The 18049-nt window shown below is 55.2% G+C and carries 19 protein-coding genes; 11 read left to right on the top strand and 8 right to left on the bottom strand.

What is annotated here, in order from left to right; all coding sequences use genetic code 11:
* Window positions 1–232 precede the first annotated feature (232 nt).
* Both H8K03_09790 and H8K03_09795 read left to right on the top strand, forming a co-directional pair.
* Complete coding sequence (locus tag H8K03_09790) at window positions 233–469, top strand: hypothetical protein (protein UVT22152.1); 237 nt, start codon at window positions 233–235, stop codon at window positions 467–469.
* Window positions 470–1191: 722 nt separating this feature from the next.
* Window positions 1192–2112: a GGDEF domain-containing response regulator gene (locus H8K03_09795; GenBank protein ID UVT22153.1), complete on the top strand. Its 921-nt coding sequence runs from the start codon at window positions 1192–1194 to the stop codon at window positions 2110–2112.
* 35 nt (window positions 2113–2147) lie between these two features.
* Here H8K03_09795 and H8K03_09800 read toward each other — a convergent pair whose 3' ends face one another.
* Window positions 2148–2939 (bottom strand): right-handed parallel beta-helix repeat-containing protein, encoded by a 792-nt coding sequence (locus H8K03_09800; protein UVT22154.1) that lies wholly within the window; start codon window positions 2937–2939, stop codon window positions 2148–2150.
* Window positions 2940–3213: 274 nt separating this feature from the next.
* Here H8K03_09800 and ybgF point away from each other — a divergent pair, with 274 nt between their 5' ends.
* Entirely contained in the window at window positions 3214–3705 is a 492-nt protein-coding gene (ybgF, locus tag H8K03_09805; GenBank protein ID UVT22155.1) for a tol-pal system protein YbgF, read from the top strand.
* A 36-nt stretch (window positions 3706–3741) separates the two neighbouring features.
* On the opposite strand, the gene H8K03_09810 is transcribed toward ybgF, so the two are convergent.
* Complete coding sequence (locus tag H8K03_09810; GenBank protein ID UVT22156.1) at window positions 3742–4251, bottom strand: DUF2726 domain-containing protein; 510 nt, start codon at window positions 4249–4251, stop codon at window positions 3742–3744.
* A 5-nt stretch (window positions 4252–4256) separates the two neighbouring features.
* On the bottom strand, window positions 4257–5447 hold the full coding sequence (locus H8K03_09815; protein UVT22157.1) for an anhydro-N-acetylmuramic acid kinase: 1191 nt from the start codon (window positions 5445–5447) through the stop codon (window positions 4257–4259).
* A gap of 151 nt (window positions 5448–5598) precedes the next feature.
* On the opposite strand from H8K03_09815, the gene H8K03_09820 reads away from it, so the two are divergent.
* The 4 genes from H8K03_09820 (at window position 5599) to H8K03_09835 (ending at window position 9050) form a co-directional block, all read left to right on the top strand.
* On the top strand, window positions 5599–6558 hold the full coding sequence (locus H8K03_09820) for a zinc ABC transporter substrate-binding protein (GenBank protein UVT22158.1): 960 nt from the start codon (window positions 5599–5601) through the stop codon (window positions 6556–6558).
* 48 nt (window positions 6559–6606) lie between these two features.
* A complete protein-coding gene (locus tag H8K03_09825) occupies window positions 6607–7398 on the top strand; it encodes a metal ABC transporter ATP-binding protein (GenBank protein UVT22159.1) in 792 nt (263 codons plus the stop codon).
* A gap of 16 nt (window positions 7399–7414) precedes the next feature.
* Window positions 7415–8245, top strand: coding sequence for a metal ABC transporter permease (locus H8K03_09830; protein UVT22160.1), 831 nt, complete (start codon window positions 7415–7417; stop codon window positions 8243–8245).
* Between the two features lie 175 nt (window positions 8246–8420).
* Window positions 8421–9050: an outer membrane beta-barrel protein gene (locus H8K03_09835; protein ID UVT22161.1), complete on the top strand. Its 630-nt coding sequence runs from the start codon at window positions 8421–8423 to the stop codon at window positions 9048–9050.
* An 81-nt stretch (window positions 9051–9131) separates the two neighbouring features.
* Here H8K03_09835 and H8K03_09840 read toward each other — a convergent pair whose 3' ends face one another.
* The 3 genes from H8K03_09840 to H8K03_09850 form a co-directional block, all read right to left on the bottom strand.
* A complete protein-coding gene (locus H8K03_09840; GenBank protein UVT22162.1) occupies window positions 9132–9563 on the bottom strand; it encodes a GNAT family N-acetyltransferase in 432 nt (143 codons plus the stop codon).
* A gap of 323 nt (window positions 9564–9886) precedes the next feature.
* The gene (locus H8K03_09845; protein ID UVT22163.1) at window positions 9887–10312 is read right to left on the bottom strand and encodes a hypothetical protein; all 426 of its coding nucleotides are present in this window, start codon (window positions 10310–10312) and stop codon (window positions 9887–9889) included.
* Window positions 10306–11310: an RluA family pseudouridine synthase gene (locus tag H8K03_09850; GenBank protein ID UVT22164.1), complete on the bottom strand. Its 1005-nt coding sequence runs from the start codon at window positions 11308–11310 to the stop codon at window positions 10306–10308. Before H8K03_09850 ends, H8K03_09845 begins: the two co-directional genes overlap by 7 nt.
* Window positions 11311–11581: 271 nt before the next feature.
* On the opposite strand from H8K03_09850, the gene H8K03_09855 reads away from it, so the two are divergent.
* From H8K03_09855 to H8K03_09870, 4 genes are all read left to right on the top strand, one after another.
* Window positions 11582–13006 (top strand): circularly permuted type 2 ATP-grasp protein, encoded by a 1425-nt coding sequence (locus H8K03_09855; protein ID UVT22437.1) that lies wholly within the window; start codon window positions 11582–11584, stop codon window positions 13004–13006.
* Window positions 13007–13079: 73 nt separating this feature from the next.
* Window positions 13080–14060, top strand: a complete 981-nt coding sequence (locus H8K03_09860) for an alpha-E domain-containing protein (protein UVT22165.1) — start codon at window positions 13080–13082, stop codon at window positions 14058–14060.
* On the top strand, window positions 14057–14824 hold the full coding sequence (locus H8K03_09865; protein UVT22166.1) for a peptidase: 768 nt from the start codon (window positions 14057–14059) through the stop codon (window positions 14822–14824). The genes H8K03_09860 and H8K03_09865 overlap by 4 nt, the downstream gene beginning before the upstream one ends.
* A gap of 421 nt (window positions 14825–15245) precedes the next feature.
* Window positions 15246–15842 (top strand): DUF3365 domain-containing protein, encoded by a 597-nt coding sequence (locus H8K03_09870; GenBank protein UVT22167.1) that lies wholly within the window; start codon window positions 15246–15248, stop codon window positions 15840–15842.
* Window positions 15843–16028: 186 nt separating this feature from the next.
* Here H8K03_09870 and H8K03_09875 read toward each other — a convergent pair whose 3' ends face one another.
* On the bottom strand, window positions 16029–16451 hold the full coding sequence (locus H8K03_09875; GenBank protein ID UVT22168.1) for a F0F1 ATP synthase subunit epsilon: 423 nt from the start codon (window positions 16449–16451) through the stop codon (window positions 16029–16031).
* Between the two features lie 148 nt (window positions 16452–16599).
* Complete coding sequence (atpD, locus tag H8K03_09880; GenBank protein ID UVT22169.1) at window positions 16600–18048, bottom strand: F0F1 ATP synthase subunit beta; 1449 nt, start codon at window positions 18046–18048, stop codon at window positions 16600–16602.
* Between the last annotated feature and the right edge of the window lies 1 nt (window position 18049).

The raw sequence follows: 18049 nt of genomic DNA on the forward strand, positions 1-18049 counted from the left end.
ACGGTCTCTCCAGTTCCCAGGGCGCCGGATTGGAAAACTTGCTCATCTCCCTCAACTTCCATGCCAGACAGAGCGGTCGATAGATGGCCCGGTGTCGTCGCATTCTCGAGAGAATACGGCAGCTCATAGGAAATTCTTGCCGGAAGCGCGGCAAATTCTATCGGGAGTGCAGCACCGTGCTCGTCGTCGGAGCAGAACCGCAAGTTGCTTTCTGGAGGGGCGACCCTGGTGTATGATCACCTGGCTTTGTCAGACGAGGGGAGGCAGCGCCATGCACTTCGTCCGAATCGGAAACCGTGCGGTCAATCTCGATCTCGTCGCTCACTGTGAAGTGCAGATCTGGCATGACACCGTGTCGGTCAAGGTCTTCATGACGGGATCGGCCAATAACACTCCCGTGGTCCTCAATGAAGAGGAAGCGAAGCTGTTCTGGAAGTACATTGAATATGTCGCAGAGAAGCCGGTTTAGTCATGCCTGTGTTTACCGGCCAGTATCTTCGTTTTTCCACGCGGTGCCGTCTCCGGCCCCTTTCCAGATTCACCGGACAAAATGTGTCACACTCGATTGCAGAATGGTTTTCGTGCTATGCTTAAATTCTGTTCCCTGCGTTTGCAGGCTGGGAAAGGCGACAAAGAGGAGCGCCAGTTCTGATGGCCTTAAGAATGCGTCTAAATCGAGCTACCGTGGTCATGTGTGCGTTGCTAGGGATAACCGGATGCGCCAGTGAATTCACTGTTTTCAGCGCTGCAGGAGATCCACTTCTGATTTCACGTCGCGGATTTACACCCGATGAATGTACCGAGAAGGTTAAGGACGACGCCGCTCGCTTGGGCGTCACGTTGCGGTATGTTCATATACGTGGGAACACCGTTGGTCGTTCACTCATGTGGCCCTTTGAACCGGGATACGCCTGTGAGGCGGCGATAGGCCCGGAGCAGGGTCCGATCGGCACCTACCCAGGTGGCCTGCCTACCATTTCTCGCGGTTCATGATTGAATAGTTCGCCTGCCCGCCCCCTTTTCCCCATTGAGCGAGTTGGTACGGTATAAACGCTGAAGGTCTAGTCTCCTTCTATTGTGTCTTTTCAGTCGTTCCAAGGGCATATCACCACTTCGGCGATTTGCTTGTTGAATCATGGTCTTAGGCTATACTTGTTAGAGGCCTAGGAAAGAGGTCGTACCGAAAGCGCCATGATCAAGATCCTATTGGTCGAAGACAACGACATCGACGCGCGCCTGACACAGGACATCCTCACGGAATGGAACCTTGAGGCATTCAATGTCACCCATGTGACCCGCTTGAGCGATGCCTTTTCACAGCTGGCACGCGCGCGCTTTGATGCCGTCCTCTTGGATCTGTCACTCCCCGACGGCTATGGGCTGTCAACCGTGCGTCAAATGCATGTCGCGAACCCTACGATTGCCATCATCGTGCTCAGCGGGCTCAGCGATCAGACGCTCGCCCTACAGGCTGTCCAAAACGGGGCACAGGATTATCTCGTCAAGGGAGAGGGGCAATCGGAGCTCTTGGCTCGCTCCATCCGTTACGCCATCGAACGCAAACGAGCCGAGGAGCGGCTGACCTACCTTGCCCAGTACGATCAATTGACCGGTCTTGTAAACCGCACGTTGTTTCGCGATCGCCTCATTCAAGCCATGGCCAGGAGCAAACGGCTCCAACAACCGCTCAGTCTCATGTTGCTTGACCTCGATCAGTTCAAGCCGGTGAACGACACCCTTGGCCATGACGTCGGGGATCAGGTTTTAAAAGTAGTCGCCACGCGATTACAAGATTGTGTACGCGAAGTTGACACAGTGGCACGCATGGGAGGAGATGAATTCACGATTATCCTTGAAGGTCTGACGTGCGAAGAAGATATCACGCTGGTCGCGCAGCGAATCACCAAATCCTTGGCGGAACCGTTTCACCTTGGAGACCATCAGGCATTGATCGGAGTCAGCATCGGCATTACTGTCTATCCGACCGACGATCACGACATTGATGAGCTGCTGAAGCATGCCGATGCCGCAATGTATCGGGCGAAACAGCAAGGTGGAAGCGCGTTTCAGTTCCACATTCCGAACGACTCCCCTTCCTCAACTCTGCTTTAGCCGACGAGGCGATTCCTTGCGGCTCCGGACTGTTTTTACCGGCCGATCTGAGCAAGCGGTTGATCGGAGACTGAATAGGCCCCAAGGGGATTGGGTTCGAGTCGATTCATCATGGAAAGCTCAGACGGCGACGGGTTGGGCTGTGAATCGGGTGTCAGAAGAATCCCCCAGTGCTGGTTATTTTGACAGATATTGTCCGCCATCAATGCGCCGCCGTGGTGGAACAGCAGGATGCCGCTCAGCATATTTCCTTCACACTGATTCCGGACCAGTTCAGGACGGCTGCCCTGATCGCGGACCGCGATACCAAAATGGTGATTGTCGAGGCAACGGTTATCGGCCACTCGTGGTTGCGCACCGGCAAACACGAAAATGCCGGACTCGCGATTGCGGCACACCTCGTTTTCCGCGAATATCGCACGACATTCGGGTCCATACAGGACGACACCGGACAAGATCCCTTCCATCGCCCGGCATTGGGTGATGAGACACGTGGAATTGAGCACGTTGATGGCTGAGTGTTGGTCGCTGCCGATATAGCGGAATGTCATGCCGGTTATCAATCCTTCCGGCACCTCTTGGAGATAGAGCGGCCCTCCACGCCGCCAGAAGATATGGACCCGGTCTCGTCCGGCTCCAAGAAGCCGGACCGGCCGTTGACTGACGAAAACCTTATCCTCGTAGATCCCCGGACGAACATACACCTGATCCGATTCACCCATATCCTTAATCGCTGCGCTTGGTAGGGGATAGCAACCTGGATCGGTGCCGTCGACGATCAAGGTTCTGCCTCCCAATGGATTGGCTGGAATTGACTCCTCATGCATCACATTCTCTCCCCGGATTACTGATATCTCTAACAACTCTGAAGATCAACGGAGCTTATTGAGCACTGGACATACCCGTTGATGTAAGGGAGCTTTTCGTACAAATCTGTGTCTTTCGTCTGCGAGCCTATTGAAACCTCTGAAACCGATGGATCTCATGCCCATATAACATCAGGTTATTCAAGCGGTTCTGATCTTCGACTGACCTGGACCATGGCATACCGATTGCGAGCATAGCCCCCTCGACTCTGGTTTGAGGAGATGGAGGGCCACTATGGCGCAGAACACTATCGGAATTCTCATACTCCTATCAATGTTCTTATCAGCGAGCCCATCTTTCGCTGCCCCCGCCCAGAGGCAGGATACGACCCGTCACCTCTATGATCGTGTCATGGATGAATTCAAACACCGCGACTACGAAGCGGCGATGGCAGGCTTTCGACTGTTCATCGAGTTGCACAATGAGTCCGCACTCGCGGCCAACGCACAGTATTGGATCGGAGAATGTCAGTATCGTATGGGGCGGTACCGCGATGCGCTGAAGTCGTTCTATGACGTCGTATCAAATTACCCGCTCAGTCCGAAGTTGGCGGCGTCCACATTGAAGCTCGGCCAGACCTACACCAAATTGGGCGATCACGAAAAAGCGAGGCTCATGTTCGACCGCGTCGTGGATCAATACCCGGATAGCTCCGAAGCGGAACTTGCCCGAAAAACCATCGAGGCAATAACGCGCGCCGAAGAAGCCACCACCGCATCGCCGTAGAGACCGGCCCGCTCGATGAAGGGGATCGCTTGTTTTCTATTCCTCTGCGTTCATCCCCAATTGGGCGGCGAGGTCTGGCAAAGAGTAGGTTTTCTTCGATCGCAACTTCATCAGCTTGATTCCGGCCGCATCGAGGACCGATTCGATGACGCGCTGCCGTTCTGCTTGATGGGGTTGCGGTGACTCCTGTTCAATCTGCACCACCTGCTCGACATGGCAGGATCCTGGATGGACCAAAGCAAAATCGACTCGTTTGAGCGCGAGATGGCGCAGAACATGAGAACGCACCGTGTCAGGGGCATCAACGGCTATGAAGGACCATAACGGCACTTGAGTAAAGACCAGGTACTGCTCCTGGACAACCATCCGCAGAAGATTATACAGAGCCACCTCTTCTTCTACGATCAACGGGGCGGGACTGATGACGGCGTCCGGAGGAATCACAAACGGCACGAGCTGTCGGCTGCTTCGACGGAATCTCTTCCGATACAGCCAAATGCCGACGATCACTGCAAGGGCCACCGCCCCGACGAGAACGATCTTCATCGCCGTTACTTTCGCCCTTTACGTGGATGTAGTCGCTCGAACCACCGCGGGCCGCTTGGGACGATGCACCCCAACAGCCTAGGGAAGGCCGCTCCTGTGACCGAAGGGACATTCCCACACTGCTCCATCACGGTCTGATACGCTAAAACAGCAAAGGCCACCGACTCGAGCGCCTTGCTGTCCCAACCGTGCGACTCAAAGGTCGTGACCGGAACCGGCGCAAAGACCTCCGTCAAATGTCCCATGATCGCCCGGTTCTTGACGCCTCCTCCACCGACGATCACTTCATCAATGCCACCTTTGACCCATCGCCGCGCCGTACCCACTGCCTCCGCCGTCCAGCGGCTGCATGTAGCCAGCAGATCTTCAACCGGCAATTTGCGGGTTTGTTGCCAGGTGAGCAAGTCGTCCAACATCTTTGCGCCAAACGCTTCCCGCCCTGTTGATTTCGGTGGCGCCTGAGACAGATAAGGATGCGCGAGCAGTTTGGCCAACAATCTCGAATCAACCTGTCCTCGGGCAGCCAGCCGCCCTTCACGGTCCATCGAGGACCGACCATTTGTGGCTCGGACCATGATGCCGTCCAGAACCATATTCGCCGGGCCAGTGTCGAATGCGGCCAGTCCCACGGTTCCTGATCGCCGTGGAAGGTATGTGACATTGCTGATGCCGCCAAGATTCACGATGAGTCGCGCCCGGCGAGGATGTTGAAACAGCAAGGCATGCACTCCCGGTGTGAGCGGTGCTCCTTGCCCTCCGGCCGCGATGTCGCGCGGGCGGAAATTGGCTACCGTCGTAATGCCCGTGCGTTCGGCAATCACGGCGGGCTCAGCAATCTGCAGGGTGGAGCGTATCGAGCCGACACCGGTATCCTTGATGCCATTGGGAAGGTGGTGCACAGTCTGACCATGGGATCCAATCAGGTCCACGTCCCCTTCGGTCAGGTGAGCCGCACGGATGACGCCCAACGCTGCGTCGGCGAACCATTCGCCCAACAACGCATTCAGGTGGCAAATATCCGTCACGGTCCCGGAAACCGATGCTGAGAGAATTCGTTGTTGCAGCGAGCGCGGATAGGGAAGTGAATGAAACGCAACCATCTCGACGTGAATGGCGGCTTTCCGACGATCAATCGAGACCAGCGCAGCGTCGACTCCGTCAGCTGAAGTGCCCGACATCAATCCAACAACGTTCATCTGCAGTATCCTTTCGCAACCATACGAATCCCCTAGACCGGCGGGTGCGCTACGCTAATCGAACTGGCGCGTATGGTCAAGGAGGCGAATGGACAGGGCCTATGAGGGGGGGGTGCCGCCGTCACGATGTCGTTGACACCGCAAAACTTGGATGTTACCGTCCCCGCCGATGTTTTTGGTCAACCACGTGCTGAAACGACCCGTCTCCGTTCTCATCGCCTTTCTGGCCGGCTTCGTTCCCTCCCTTACCCCTGTTACAGAAGCTCGCGACCCGATTCCCATAGTCGTCACGATTCCTGTCCTGAAGGACTTGGCCGAACAGGTCGGCGGCCCCTATGTACGGGTCACATCTTTGTTGAGTGGCTACGAGAACGAACACACCTATTCGCCCAAGCCCACCGATCTAATCGCAGTCCGGAAGGGCAGGGTGCTGTTCGAGATCGGCCTCGGACTCGAGGTCTGGGTTTCGTCGCTGGTAAAAAATGCCGGGAGTCCGTCGTTACGCGTCATCACGACATCCCAGGGGGTGGGGCTGATTCACGATGGTTCGGATTCTCATGACGAGCTGCACAAGGGCGAAAAAGAAACCGAGCCTGGCGGGAATCCACATATCTGGCTGGACCCTGAGAACGTCGCCATCATGCTGCGCCACATCACTGAAGCCCTGATAGAGGTTGATCCGGGTCACACAGCCGAATTCCGAGCAAATCAAGCGGCGTATCTTCACCGGTTGGGCCAGTTGCAAAAAGAACTTTCGGATCGCACTCAGCTGTTATCCGATCGACGTTTCATCGCACACCATTCAGCCTGGCCCTATTTAGCGAAGCGATTTGGCCTCGAAATTGTCGGCACGATTCACATGCAGTCGGGCACAGAACCATCGGCCTTTCACCTGCAATCTCTCATCGAAAAGATCAGAAAGGAGAATATCAGGGTTATCGTCTCTGAGATTCAGCTCAGCCAACGCCTCCCGGAACTTCTTGCGAGAGAAACCAAAGCCCGCGTCGTGGTCCTGACGACGATGCCGGGAGGTGTATCGGGAACTGAGACCTACCTCGACATGCTTCGTTATAATGTGCTCCAATTAGCCGGCGCGTTGGAAACGACGTAACAGCATTCAGGACATTCGTTTCTATCGTCGGAAGGAGCTTTGGAATACGTGTCTGACCCCCGCGAGCCCATCATTCGTTTTGAGCATGCTTCCTTCGGATTTCCAGGGCTCACGGCCCTCAAGGATATCTCGTTGACCATTTACGAAGGCGAGTTCGTCGGGGTGATCGGTCCAAACGGGTCAGGGAAAACGACACTGTGTCGAGCAGTCCTAGGTCTTTTAGCTCCCATGGAAGGACACCTCCATATCTTCGATTGTGCCTGCGATGAACTCCGTTGCCACCATCGGGCCAAGATCGGGTATCTTCCACAGAAAGGTGTCGTCGATCGCAATTTCCCGGTGACAGTCCTCGAAACAGTGATGATGGGTCGCTATGGGGCCTTGGGCTTGTTTAGGCGTCCGAGCCGGAAGGATCGTGATATCGCATTGGAAGCTCTCGCTCAGGTCGGAATGGAATCACACAAAGATAACGCTCTCGGTCTGCTCTCCGGTGGTCAGCAACAGCGTGTCTTTATTGCCAGAGCCCTGGCACAGCAACCCAAGGTCCTAATATTGGATGAACCGACGACCGGCCTGGATATCACCACCCAACACAATGTGATTGAGCTCGTGCAACACCTTCATGACGAACTCAAGTTGACCATTCTCTTGATTACCCACGATATCAACATGATCCGCTCGAGGGTGGACCGCATGGTCCTTCTCAAGACAAGGCTTTTTGCCGCGGGTCCTCCTGCGGAAGTGCTCAAAGCGGATATTCTTCACCAAGTGTACGGAAAAGAGCTGGTCATCACCGAGAAAGACCTCGTCATCGTGGAAGACTATCACCATCACCATTAGGAGTTAACTCCTCTCCATGCTTGACCTCCTCACCTACGATTTCATGCAGCGCTCTCTGCTCGCTGCGGCGATGGTCGGCGGACTGTGCTCGGTGATCGGCGTGTTCGTCGTGTTGCGCGGACTGGCGTTTGTCGGAGCCGGCACGTCGCATGCCGCCTTCGCGGGCGTCGCGCTCGGCTACTTGATGGGCTGGCCTCCCTTATTGCTGGCGATCCTGTTCGGACTCGCCACGGTATGGATTACCGGGTGGGTCGAGGAAAGAGGTCGAATGAAGCTGGATGTGTCGATCGGCATTCTCTACACCACGACGATGGCACTGGCAATCCTCTTTATCGGGCTGATGAAGACCTATAATGCCGAGGTGTATGGATATTTGTTCGGCAGCGTCCTTTCGGTCACCACTGAGGAGCTCAGCATCATCGGAGGGTTGAGCATTCTCGTACTGGGGCTCATTTTGACATTCGCAAAGGAGCTCTACTTTATCGCCTTCGATCAAGAGATGGCTGAAGCTTCCGGCGTTCCAGCGCGACAGATCTTTTTTCTTCTCCTGACGCTAGTCGCCTTGACGGTGGTGGTCTCATTGAAGACGGTCGGTGCGATCCTCGTCTTTGCGATGATTCTGATTCCAGCCTCGACCGCCTACCAACTCACGCATAGCCTCGCAACGCTGACTCTGTATTCCGCAATCATCGGAGTCATGACCTCCGTAACAGGCGTCCTGATTTCTGCTGTATGGGACGTCCCTTCCGGACCGGCAATTGTTCTTCTCGCCACCACAATCTTTTTCATCTCTGTCCTCTTCTCGCCAAAGCGCGTGAAGGGCACACGGTTGGCGCATTCTCATTAACCACACGCACCTTGCTCCCCCAATCTCAGAATGCTATGTGTACTACACGACCTCGGACTATGAGGTGCCCTAACCTTGCACCCGCTGTCGAGGTGGCATGAAGATACCGGAATCGGCGATAATCGCGGTTGTTTCTTATAAGCGAGACACCCCAATACATGAGAGGAGGAGTTTCATGCGAGGGCACACGTTACGACCAGGCTTGATCGGAGTATTGTTCGTCGTGATGGCGACGATGTTCCCCATGTCACACGGGGCCTTGGCGGAAGAATTCGGCGGAACCGAACCGGGCAGATGGATACTTGGCTTTCGGGCTGGATTTGCTCCACTGACCCAGCAGCTCTCCGAAAGTACGTCAACGTCTATCGGACCACTCGTCAATTTTCAAGGCTTGTACAGCGTGAACAACTGGCTCTTGGTCGGAATGATGCTTGAATGGGAACGGCATGGAGTCAGCCTGGAACGCCCTGACATCGACCTGGGACATCAAGATACCGTATCGGTGCTACCCACTGTCGAAGTGCGTCCTGTGAAACTGGGCCGGATCATTCCGTATGTGAACATGAGCTTCGGCGTCAACATCAATAGCTTTGGCGAAAATACGCCTATTCGCATCAGTCCCAGCAACACCTTTGCCTGGCGATTAGGCTGGGGAGCCGATTACATGCTCAATGAACGATTTGCCCTCAATACAGAATGGGCCTATAAGCGAAATGACGGGCACACGACCGGTACCGGAGGTCGGAATGATGACTGGAATGCCTCTTCGTTCGGCTTCCTCTTTGGTGGAAAGATGTTTTTCTGAGTTCACCCATTGGCGGGCATCATCACCACCCCTTCTACTCCTATGGAGTAGAAGGGTGAGGAAGAGTTGGGAAGAGCCGCCTTACTCGAGCCGGCTGTTCTTGCTCCGACTCCACACCATACCGGTCTGCTCCTTTGAGCTGAATCCCAATTTCTCATAAAAACCAGGCCGTCTGGTACAGAGCCAAAAGAGCTCGACTCGCTTGAGGCGCGCGTGGTTGAGGATGCGCTGGACGATTCCGGTCCCAATCCCCTGCCCCTGATAGGCTTTGTCGACGATCACATCCCAGATGGTGGCACGATAGACAAAATCGGTGAGGACTCGACCAAACCCAATGAGTTGATCACGATCCCAGGCGCAGAGGGTCAGATCGGTGTTGCGCAGCATCTCCTTGGCGTCATCGAGGGATCGGTCTTTGGCCCAAGGTGCCTGATGGAACAGCCGGAGGAGCTGAGATGCTTCGGGGGGTTCCTTGTGAGAGTACGTGACAGCAGACTTGAGGGTTGGAGGCATCTTATACTAGAGTATTCTCTCCGAAATTAACCTGAAGTGTACGGGGAAACCGATGTCAACGCAAGTCCGTAGCTGTCCAAAGTGCTTCCAGCTCATGTGGCTGAAAGCGGATGAGTACGAGATACTCGATGCTGAAACGATCCGCGCGAAATGCCCGCACTGCGGTGCCAGTGCTCGCTTTCAACTCGTCACGACCGGTCCAAACGCCTTGGGACCCAAAATGGGGCATTGATGTTTGCGAGCGGTTTTGGTTCTGCCTTGTGAGATGGCGTGCTGAGCCTGTAGCATAGTCCAAAAGCCACTGATTGAAAAATGAGAGGCGGTCAGGATACTCCTCCCCCCGCCCCATCTAACTCGGGCTTATTTCCTGGAAGGACCTTGTGCAGCATGGTGCGGTAGTCCACGAGCCGCTTTTCGTCGATTCGCCTGACCTCGATTTCGTTATCCCGTTGCATCCGCTCCACATGATCAAGCACCGACAGGAGTGGCTGTACGGAGCCGATCAGATTCCCCATTTCAAACGCTTCCAGTGACGAGACAAACAATTCATTGAGCCCCTTGTATGGTGTTCCAACACTCTGGCTTCGGACTCGGGATACAAGGGTTTCATAACTATCCACGGCCTCTACGGAGGGTTTCACCCCCCATGGCACTGTACTTAAGTGCACAACGGGCGGGAGTTTGGCCGCATACGTCTTGATGTGAGCGGTTAACCCTCCTATAGCGTCGAGTATTTCGGCGGTCAGCATGCATCCTCAGAAAAAGAAAGGCCCATGGCCGATGCACACACTCTACTGGGGTCGGTGATTATCAATTGCTCAAGCGCGTTCGTCACTGCCTCCATATCACCGGGGATCGGCCTCGTAAATTCCTCCACTTTGCCCGTCGTTGGATGAATGAAGCCTAGCGTCCTGGCATGGAGCATCACTCGCGGAATCTCTACATTGTCGATCATACAGACCTTGCGCCCACCATAGGTCTGATCGCCAAGGATGGGATGTCCTAATGATGCGAGGTGAACTCTGAGCTGGTGAGTCCGGCCGGTCTGCGGATAGAGGAGAACATGCGCCGCTAGCTTTCCATACCGGCGATCAACAACGTACTCTGTGACGGATTCCTTTGGACTCGTCGTTCTCGCGGAAAACTTCTTTCGGTCTTTAATATCACGGCCAATGGCCAGCTCGATTCGACCACGGCCTTTTTTGGGTACACCCCAGATCAAAGCCTCATACACTCTCGTGATGGTGTGGTGTTTGAATTGTGCCGCAAGTCCGCGGTGCACCACGTCTGTCTTGGTAATCACCATCACACCGGACGTGTCCTTGTCCAGCCGATGAACGAGCCCTGGCCGTTCTTTCCCTCCGATAGTCGAAATCGTACCACCCGATGTCTGAAAGTGATGGAGCAGGGCATTCACCAGTGTCCCAGTCCAATTCCCAGGGGCAGGATGGACGACGATTCCGGCTGGCTTGTTCAACACGAGAAGAGATTCGTCTTCGAACAGGACTTCCAGCGGGATGGGCTCTCCCTTGATTGAAAGAGGTTCCGGCTTGGGTACATCCATCGTGATCCTATCGCCGGATTTGATCTTGTGGCTGGCTTTCACGACTTGGTCATTGACGCGAATACGACCCAGCTCGATCAGTCGCTGTAAGGCAGACCGCGAGATATCCCGTTCCCGATTGACGAGGAAGAGGTCCAGCCGTTTGGGCTGTTCTCCGGAAGTAATGATAAATTCTGTAATCATGGGCAGCCCACGCTACTAAAGAGCCCCGGTCAAATGCAATCGGTTATTGCCGGCGGTTTGCTTCTTTCGTATGGCAAGATCATATTATCCGAGTCGCCAGTCCGCCCATTCCTAAGCAGGATTTCAAAATCGGCGATGTAGGACGGCGTTGGGCACTGAGATTCCGTAGGGAGCGGTAACCGAGAAAGCTTTTCGGCTGCTCTCTCAGCAAAGCGGTTGAAGCCATCCGGGTGTTTTGTTAGGGTGCCCCCCTGGAGTCACTTACATGGGCATACGATTTTCCCACTACGATCCAGAAGGGTTCTACGACGAGCTGTACGAGCGGGCAGGCCAAACACGGCCAGGCAGCGCTCTCTTGCTGAGAAAGTTCGCATCACTCCCGGAGGGGGAACTGAAAAAGCGCCAACAAGCGGCCGAGCGCGTCATCCTCAACATGGGGATGACATTCGGTGTCTATGGGAGCGATGACGGCCATGAACAGATCTTTCCCTTCGACATCGTGCCGCGAATCGTCATGGCGTCGGATTGGGAACGTATCGAATCAGGTCTCCGGCAACGCATGCGCGCTTTGAACTTGTTTATCGACGATGTGTACCACGATCAAAAAATTCTCAAGAACGGGGTGATCCCCAGCGAACTGATTTATTCGAGCAAGGGCTTCTTGCTGCCCTGCATGGGGCTTCATCCCCCGCGAGGCATTTGGTGTCACATCGCGGGGATCGATCTCATTCGGGTCAGCGATGGAAGCTTTTATGTCCTCGAAGACAACATGCGCTGCCCGTCAGGCGTGGCCTACGTCTTGGAGGCGCGGCAGGTCATGAAGCGAACCTTCCCTGAGCTCTTCGACGCCTATCGCGTGCGTCCGGTCGACAGCTATCCAAGCCACCTGCTGGAAACACTCCAGTATCTTACCGATCTTCCCGACCCCACCATCGTGATTCTTACGCCCGGAATCCTTAACTCCGCCTACTATGAACACTCCTTGCTCGCACAAAAGATGGGGGTCGAATTAGTCGAAGCCGATGATCTCGTCGTGGTGGACGGATTCGTGCATATGCGGACGACGAAAGGTTCTCAGCGGGTAGACGTGATTTATCGGCGGATCAACGACGACTACTTGGACCCGCTCGTGTTTCGCAGCGACTCTCTCCTCGGCGTCCCCGGTCTCATGGAATCTTACAAGAGAGGCAGAGTCGCGCTCGTCAATGCGCCCGGCACCGGTGTGTCCGACGACAAAGCCATTTATGCCTATGTCCCGAAGATCATCAATTACTACTTGGCGGAGGAACCGATACTCCCGAACGTGCCGACCTATCTCTGTTCGAATAGGCAGGATCGGACCTATGTTTTGGAGCATTTGGATCAACTGGTCGTGAAAGCCACCAACGAAGCCGGTGGGTACGGCATGATGATCGGTCCCCATGCTTCGAAGCAGGAGCGGGAGGACTACGCCCGTCGTATCGAAGCAGACCCGCGCAACTATATCGCTCAACCGACGCTGGCCCTCTCTCGAGTACCGACGTTGGTGGACGACCACCTCGAGGGGCGCCACGTTGATCTGCGGCCATACGTCTTGTATGGACGTGATGTCTACGTCTTGCCGGGAGGCATGACACGCGTGGCGTTGCGGAAAGGGTCGCTGGTGGTGAATTCATCGCAGGGTGGAGGCAACAAAGACACATGGGTCCTGTCCTAAGCGCTCCCTTTACGAGCGAGCGGAATATCGGCAACGGTCTAATACCTGATAACCAAGCAGGGTCTGGTCAACGATGCTGAGCCGAGTCGCCAGTTCCATTTATTGGCTAAACCGCTACATTGAACGGGCGGAGAATTATGCCCGATTCATCGAGGTAAACCTGAACCTCTCTCTCGATCTTCCCAGAGGCACCACGGAGCAATGGGAGCCGTTGGTGGCCACGACGGGAGATCATGAAAGTTTTACCGGTCGCTATGGAAAGGCCTCGAAGGAAACCGTGATCCAGTTTCTCTTGGCCGATGCGGAGAATTCCAATTCGATTCTGTCTTGCCTCCTCGCTGCACGGGAGAACGCTCGGTCGGTTCGAGAAGTCATCTCCAGCGACATGTGGGAGCAAGTCAACCGCTTTTACCTCATGGTGAGAGCCGCTACCGCGAACGGTTTGTCCAGCCAAAACCTCCACACGTTTTTGGCGGACGTGAAAGCAAACAGCCACCTCTTTCTGGGCATTACCGATGCCACCATGTCGCACGGGGAAGGCTGGCATTTTGCCAGACTCGGTCGCCTACTGGAACGAGCGGACAAGACCTCGCGTATTCTAGACGTGAAATATTTCATGTTGCTCCCGACTATCGCTGAGGTGGGGACGCCATTCGATATCATCCAGTGGTCCGCATTGCTGAAATCCGCCAGCGCCCTCGAAATGTATTACAAGCGCTTCGGTCGCATTTCGCCGGACGACGTCACGTCATTCCTCATTCTCGACTCCACATTCCCTCGAGCCATTCGGTACTGTCTTATCAAGAGCGAAGGTTCGTTACATGCCATCTCCGGGTCTGAACACGGGTCCTATCAGAACCAAGCCGAGAAACGGTTAGGGCGGCTGCGCGCTGAGTTGGACTTTGGCGATCTTGAAGATTGCCTAGCCGGCGGTCTGCACGAATTCTTGGATCTCTTTCAAGCACAGCTCAATCGGGTGGGGGACGCTATTTTTGAAACCTTCTTCGCCCCTCGCCCCATCCACAGTACAATCACCGGCGCGGAGGCACAATGACCTTTTGTCTAGGGATGAAAGTAGAAGACGGGCTCGTCGGGATCGCCGATACGCGGGTCACAACCGGCGCGGAATGTACCATGGCACGGAAAGTGTCCATCCATCAACACGGACGACATTCGATGTTTCTCATGACATCGGGACTGCGTTCCGTCCGCGACAAGGCCGTCACCTATTTCGACGAGGCTATTGGAGATAGCGATCAGGGCTTCGATAAACTGTTCAAAGCCGTCAACGTGTTTTCGGCTCAGATTCGCCGTGTAGCTGAGGAGGATAAGGCCGCACTCGATAGGGCTGGGTTGATCTTCGACCTCCATACGCTGGTGGGAGGGCAGCTGGAAAGCGACCAGGAGCACAAGCTCTTTCTGATCTACCCCCAGGGCAACTGGGTGGAAGTGAGTGAAGGCACTCCCTACTGCATCATCGGCGAGACGGGGTATGGGAAACCGCTCCTCGATCGCGTGCTGCGATATCACTCCAGCATGGACCTCGCGCTGAAGGTAGGATTTCTCGCCTTCGATGCCACCCGTACCAGTTCGACGAGCGTCGAATATCCTCTCGATATCGTCCTGTACCGGCACGATACATTCGACATCGTCGAGCATCGCTTTCAGAAAGAGGACCTCGCCGAGATCGCATCATGGTGGCAGTCCCGCATTTATGAATCGGTGGAGAAGTTGCCGTCAAAGTGGATCGATCGTCTGCTCGACTCCCTTCCTCATGATACCAGAGCAGCTAAAAACTGCTCCGATACGGCCTCGTAGATTTGAGCCATAGCCGATCCAACCGAGTGCTGTGCTCACTCCAGGGGCAAGGATTGAAAGGATGACGATCCTACGCGTCGATTGGACAACGTAGATATCGGAGAGTATGCTTCTGGAGCGTATGACCGTGTGCGCGCAACATCTCATGCGAGCGAGGGAACGGAGCCATGTCTTTGGTACCTTCCCACGATGGCTTACTCCCCCAAAAAACTACCGGTAATACTCGCCTCGCTATCCGCCCATATAGACCCAGCAGACTCGTCAGGCCTATTCAACGTATTTCTCTGACTGCTCCCGAGATTCTTTCGATCAGGCTATCTCCATCCACAACTGCCCGTTGTTCTGATCATAGCTCAATTCATTTGCTCGCAGGATGTGACCGGCTAACCGATCCACCCGCGCGCACAACCGGGAGGTATCTATGACTTCCTCTAAGAAATTGCTGTGGGGAACTGCTCTGCTTGGATTTGCAATTGGAGGAGCGACGGTCCTGTGGCCGGCTCGCGCTTTGCCTGAGACCACATCAATCAGTCTCCCGATCGATATGGTGGCCGATTACATTCACGCCGTGATCGAGGCTGACCGAGATGTCTATACCAGGCATGTGGTGGAGCGCATGCAGGCAAAGGGAGTTGTGGTCGCATCGGAAAACTGGGAAGAGAAGAATACCTTGCCCCTACCCGCCCAATTCTTGTTGGAATCAGGACGATTCAACAACAAGAAAGGGTTAGGGATGCAGTACCGGCTGATCAGCTTGTGGCCGATCAACAAACGCAATATCGCGACGAACGCTTTTGAAAGTATCGGGCTCGGCACCATTCTGACTCAACCTGACCGGCCGTACACCGGAGTCACGAAGGTAGGTGACAAGCGGTATTATGAGGCGGTGTACGCCGATCTGGCCGTCACACAAGCGTGTATCGGGTGTCATAATGCCCATCCTGACAGCCCGAAGCGAGACTTCAAGCTCAACGATGTCATGGGTGCCATCGTGATCAGTATTCAGTTAGGGCAGTAACCGTCCGGAAGCACGAACCTGAACAGGCATCGATTCTTCAGAGCGATGGCGAGTCGGCGATGGGCTACATTCCAACCGGCAGAGTGTATTCAGCTCTGCCGGTCAATGGCCAGGGCAAACGAGTAACCTTTGCACAAGGGCATTGGCTCATCGACCAGTTGAAAGAGATGAAGAGAGAATCGAATGTTAGTGGTGGCTAGTCTTTCTCGCACGTTCAGCTACCTTCTTGCGAAGGCGAGCCTTTTCAAGAGTGATCTGGGCTTCTTTCACTTCCGATGGCAAGCCGCCCGCCTGGAGTCGTCGCTCGGCTTCGGCGACTTTGGCTGTAGCCCGCTCGACGTCAATGTCCTCCGCCTTCTCCGCAATCTCGGCCATCACGGTCACTTTGGTTGGTGTGACTTCGGCAAAACCCCACAGAATAGCCATGGAATGGGTCTGGTCACCGCTGCGATACCGGAGTTCGCCGATCCGGAGTGAAGAAAGGAAATGACAGTGCCCTGGAAGCACCCCGAACTCTCCCTCTGACCCAGGTGCAATGACTTCATCCACCTGCTGACTCAGCAGCTGTTTCTCCGGCGTGACCACCTCTAACAAAATCTTTCCCGCCATTTTCCTACTTCTTCCTGTTCCGCACCCTATCAAGGATAAGCTGGCGGGTTGCTCTGAACTGCGCGCATCGAACGAGCACCGCCCTTAACTTGAGAATACGATTACTTCCGGCGTGCCGCGTTCGGCGAGCACAAGAGCACCCGCCAGATTAGACTTTCACCCCCATTTTCTCCGCTTTCGCCACCGCTTCTTCGATCGGACCGACCATATAGAACGCCTGCTCAGGCAGATGGTCATACTTCCCTTCGAGGATCTCTTTGAAGCTGCGGACCGTGTCCTTCAGCTTGACATATTTGCCCGGCGCGCCGGTGAACGCTTCGGCCACATGGAAGGGCTGTGAGAGAAACCGCTGAATCTTCCTGGCGCGCGCCACGGCCATCTTGTCATCTTCCGACAATTCGTCCATACCGAGAATCGCGATGATGTCCTGTAAATCCTTGTAGCGCTGGAGGACGGACTGCACGCCGCGCGCGATTTTGTAATGCTCTTCCCCGATGATCTGCGGATCAAGAATGCGCGACGTCGAGTCCAGGGGGTCGACTGCCGGATAAATACCCAACTCGGCGAGTGAACGGGACAGCACCGTGGTCGCGTCCAAATGCGCAAAGGCTGTTGCCGGAGCCGGATCGGTCAGGTCGTCGGCAGGCACATAGATGGCCTGCACGGAGGTAATAGAGCCCCGTTTGGTCGAAGTGATCCGTTCCTGCAAGGCACCCATCTCAGTCGAGAGGTTCGGCTGATAGCCGACAGCGGAGGGCATGCGTCCCAACAATGCGGATACTTCGGAACCGGCCTGAGTAAACCGGAAGATATTGTCCACGAAGAGCAACACGTCTTGATTTTCTTCATCGCGGAAGAACTCGGCGACAGCCAAGCCGGTCAATGCCACGCGAAGACGGGCTCCAGGGGGTTCGTTCATCTGGCCATAGACCAGGGCGGCTTTGGACTTCGTAAAGTCGTCCGGATCGATGACCTTTGACTCCTGCATTTCGTGCCACAGGTCGTTCCCTTCACGGGTTCGCTCACCGACACCGGCAAACACAGAAAACCCGCCGTGGTGCAAGGCAATGTTGTTAATGAGCTCCATGATAATGACGGTCTTGCCGACGCCGGCGCCGCCGAACAGTCCGACCTTGCCGCCCTTGCTGTAGGGTTCGAGCAGGTCAACGACTTTGATACCGGTTTCCAACACTTCTGTCCTGGTTTCCTGGTCTTCCAGCTTTGGAGCAGGGCGGTGAATGGGATACGTCTTCTTCGCCTTGATGGGACCGCGCTCATCGACTGGCTCGCCAAGCACGTTGATGAGGCGACCGAGCGTTTCACGGCCAACGGGTACGGAAATCGGGGCTCCGGTATTCTGCACAACCATCCCCCGCGTCAGACCATCGGTCGTGGACATTGCGATGCTACGGACTCGGTTTTCGCCCAGGTGCGAAGCAACTTCAAGGGTGATCCGAATGGCAGGTGTACCCGCCACCTTGTTCTCGTCCTGCGTGACCTTTAGCGCATTATAGATGTTCGGCAGTTGGCCTGGAGGGAACTCGACGTCCACGACCGGTCCAATGACCTGGATGACTTTGCCTGTTGCAGTCGCCACG

Origin of the sequence: Nitrospira sp., assembly GCA_024760545.1 — a bacterium.
In the GTDB taxonomy this organism is placed as follows: Bacteria; Nitrospirota; Nitrospiria; order Nitrospirales; family Nitrospiraceae; genus Nitrospira_D.

Bases quoted from the DNA above. Each gene is read 5' to 3' on its own strand.
- H8K03_09790 (UVT22152.1), top strand. From the start codon at position 233: ATGATCACCTGGCTTTGTCAGACGAGGGGAGGCAGCGCCATGCACTTC.
- H8K03_09795 (UVT22153.1), top strand. From the start codon at position 1,192: ATGATCAAGATCCTATTGGTCGAAGACAACGACATCGACGCGCGCCTG.
- H8K03_09800 (UVT22154.1), bottom strand. From the start codon at position 2,939: ATGCATGAGGAGTCAATTCCAGCCAATCCATTGGGAGGCAGAACCTTG.
- ybgF (UVT22155.1), top strand. From the start codon at position 3,214: ATGGCGCAGAACACTATCGGAATTCTCATACTCCTATCAATGTTCTTA.
- H8K03_09810 (UVT22156.1), bottom strand. From the start codon at position 4,251: ATGAAGATCGTTCTCGTCGGGGCGGTGGCCCTTGCAGTGATCGTCGGC.
- H8K03_09815 (UVT22157.1), bottom strand. From the start codon at position 5,447: ATGAACGTTGTTGGATTGATGTCGGGCACTTCAGCTGACGGAGTCGAC.
- H8K03_09820 (UVT22158.1), top strand. From the start codon at position 5,599: ATGTTACCGTCCCCGCCGATGTTTTTGGTCAACCACGTGCTGAAACGA.
- H8K03_09830 (UVT22160.1), top strand. From the start codon at position 7,415: ATGCTTGACCTCCTCACCTACGATTTCATGCAGCGCTCTCTGCTCGCT.
- H8K03_09835 (UVT22161.1), top strand. From the start codon at position 8,421: ATGCGAGGGCACACGTTACGACCAGGCTTGATCGGAGTATTGTTCGTC.
- H8K03_09840 (UVT22162.1), bottom strand. From the start codon at position 9,563: ATGCCTCCAACCCTCAAGTCTGCTGTCACGTACTCTCACAAGGAACCC.
- H8K03_09845 (UVT22163.1), bottom strand. From the start codon at position 10,312: ATGCTGACCGCCGAAATACTCGACGCTATAGGAGGGTTAACCGCTCAC.
- H8K03_09850 (UVT22164.1), bottom strand. From the start codon at position 11,310: ATGATTACAGAATTTATCATTACTTCCGGAGAACAGCCCAAACGGCTG.
- H8K03_09860 (UVT22165.1), top strand. From the start codon at position 13,080: ATGCTGAGCCGAGTCGCCAGTTCCATTTATTGGCTAAACCGCTACATT.
- H8K03_09865 (UVT22166.1), top strand. From the start codon at position 14,057: ATGACCTTTTGTCTAGGGATGAAAGTAGAAGACGGGCTCGTCGGGATC.
- H8K03_09870 (UVT22167.1), top strand. From the start codon at position 15,246: ATGACTTCCTCTAAGAAATTGCTGTGGGGAACTGCTCTGCTTGGATTT.
- H8K03_09875 (UVT22168.1), bottom strand. From the start codon at position 16,451: ATGGCGGGAAAGATTTTGTTAGAGGTGGTCACGCCGGAGAAACAGCTG.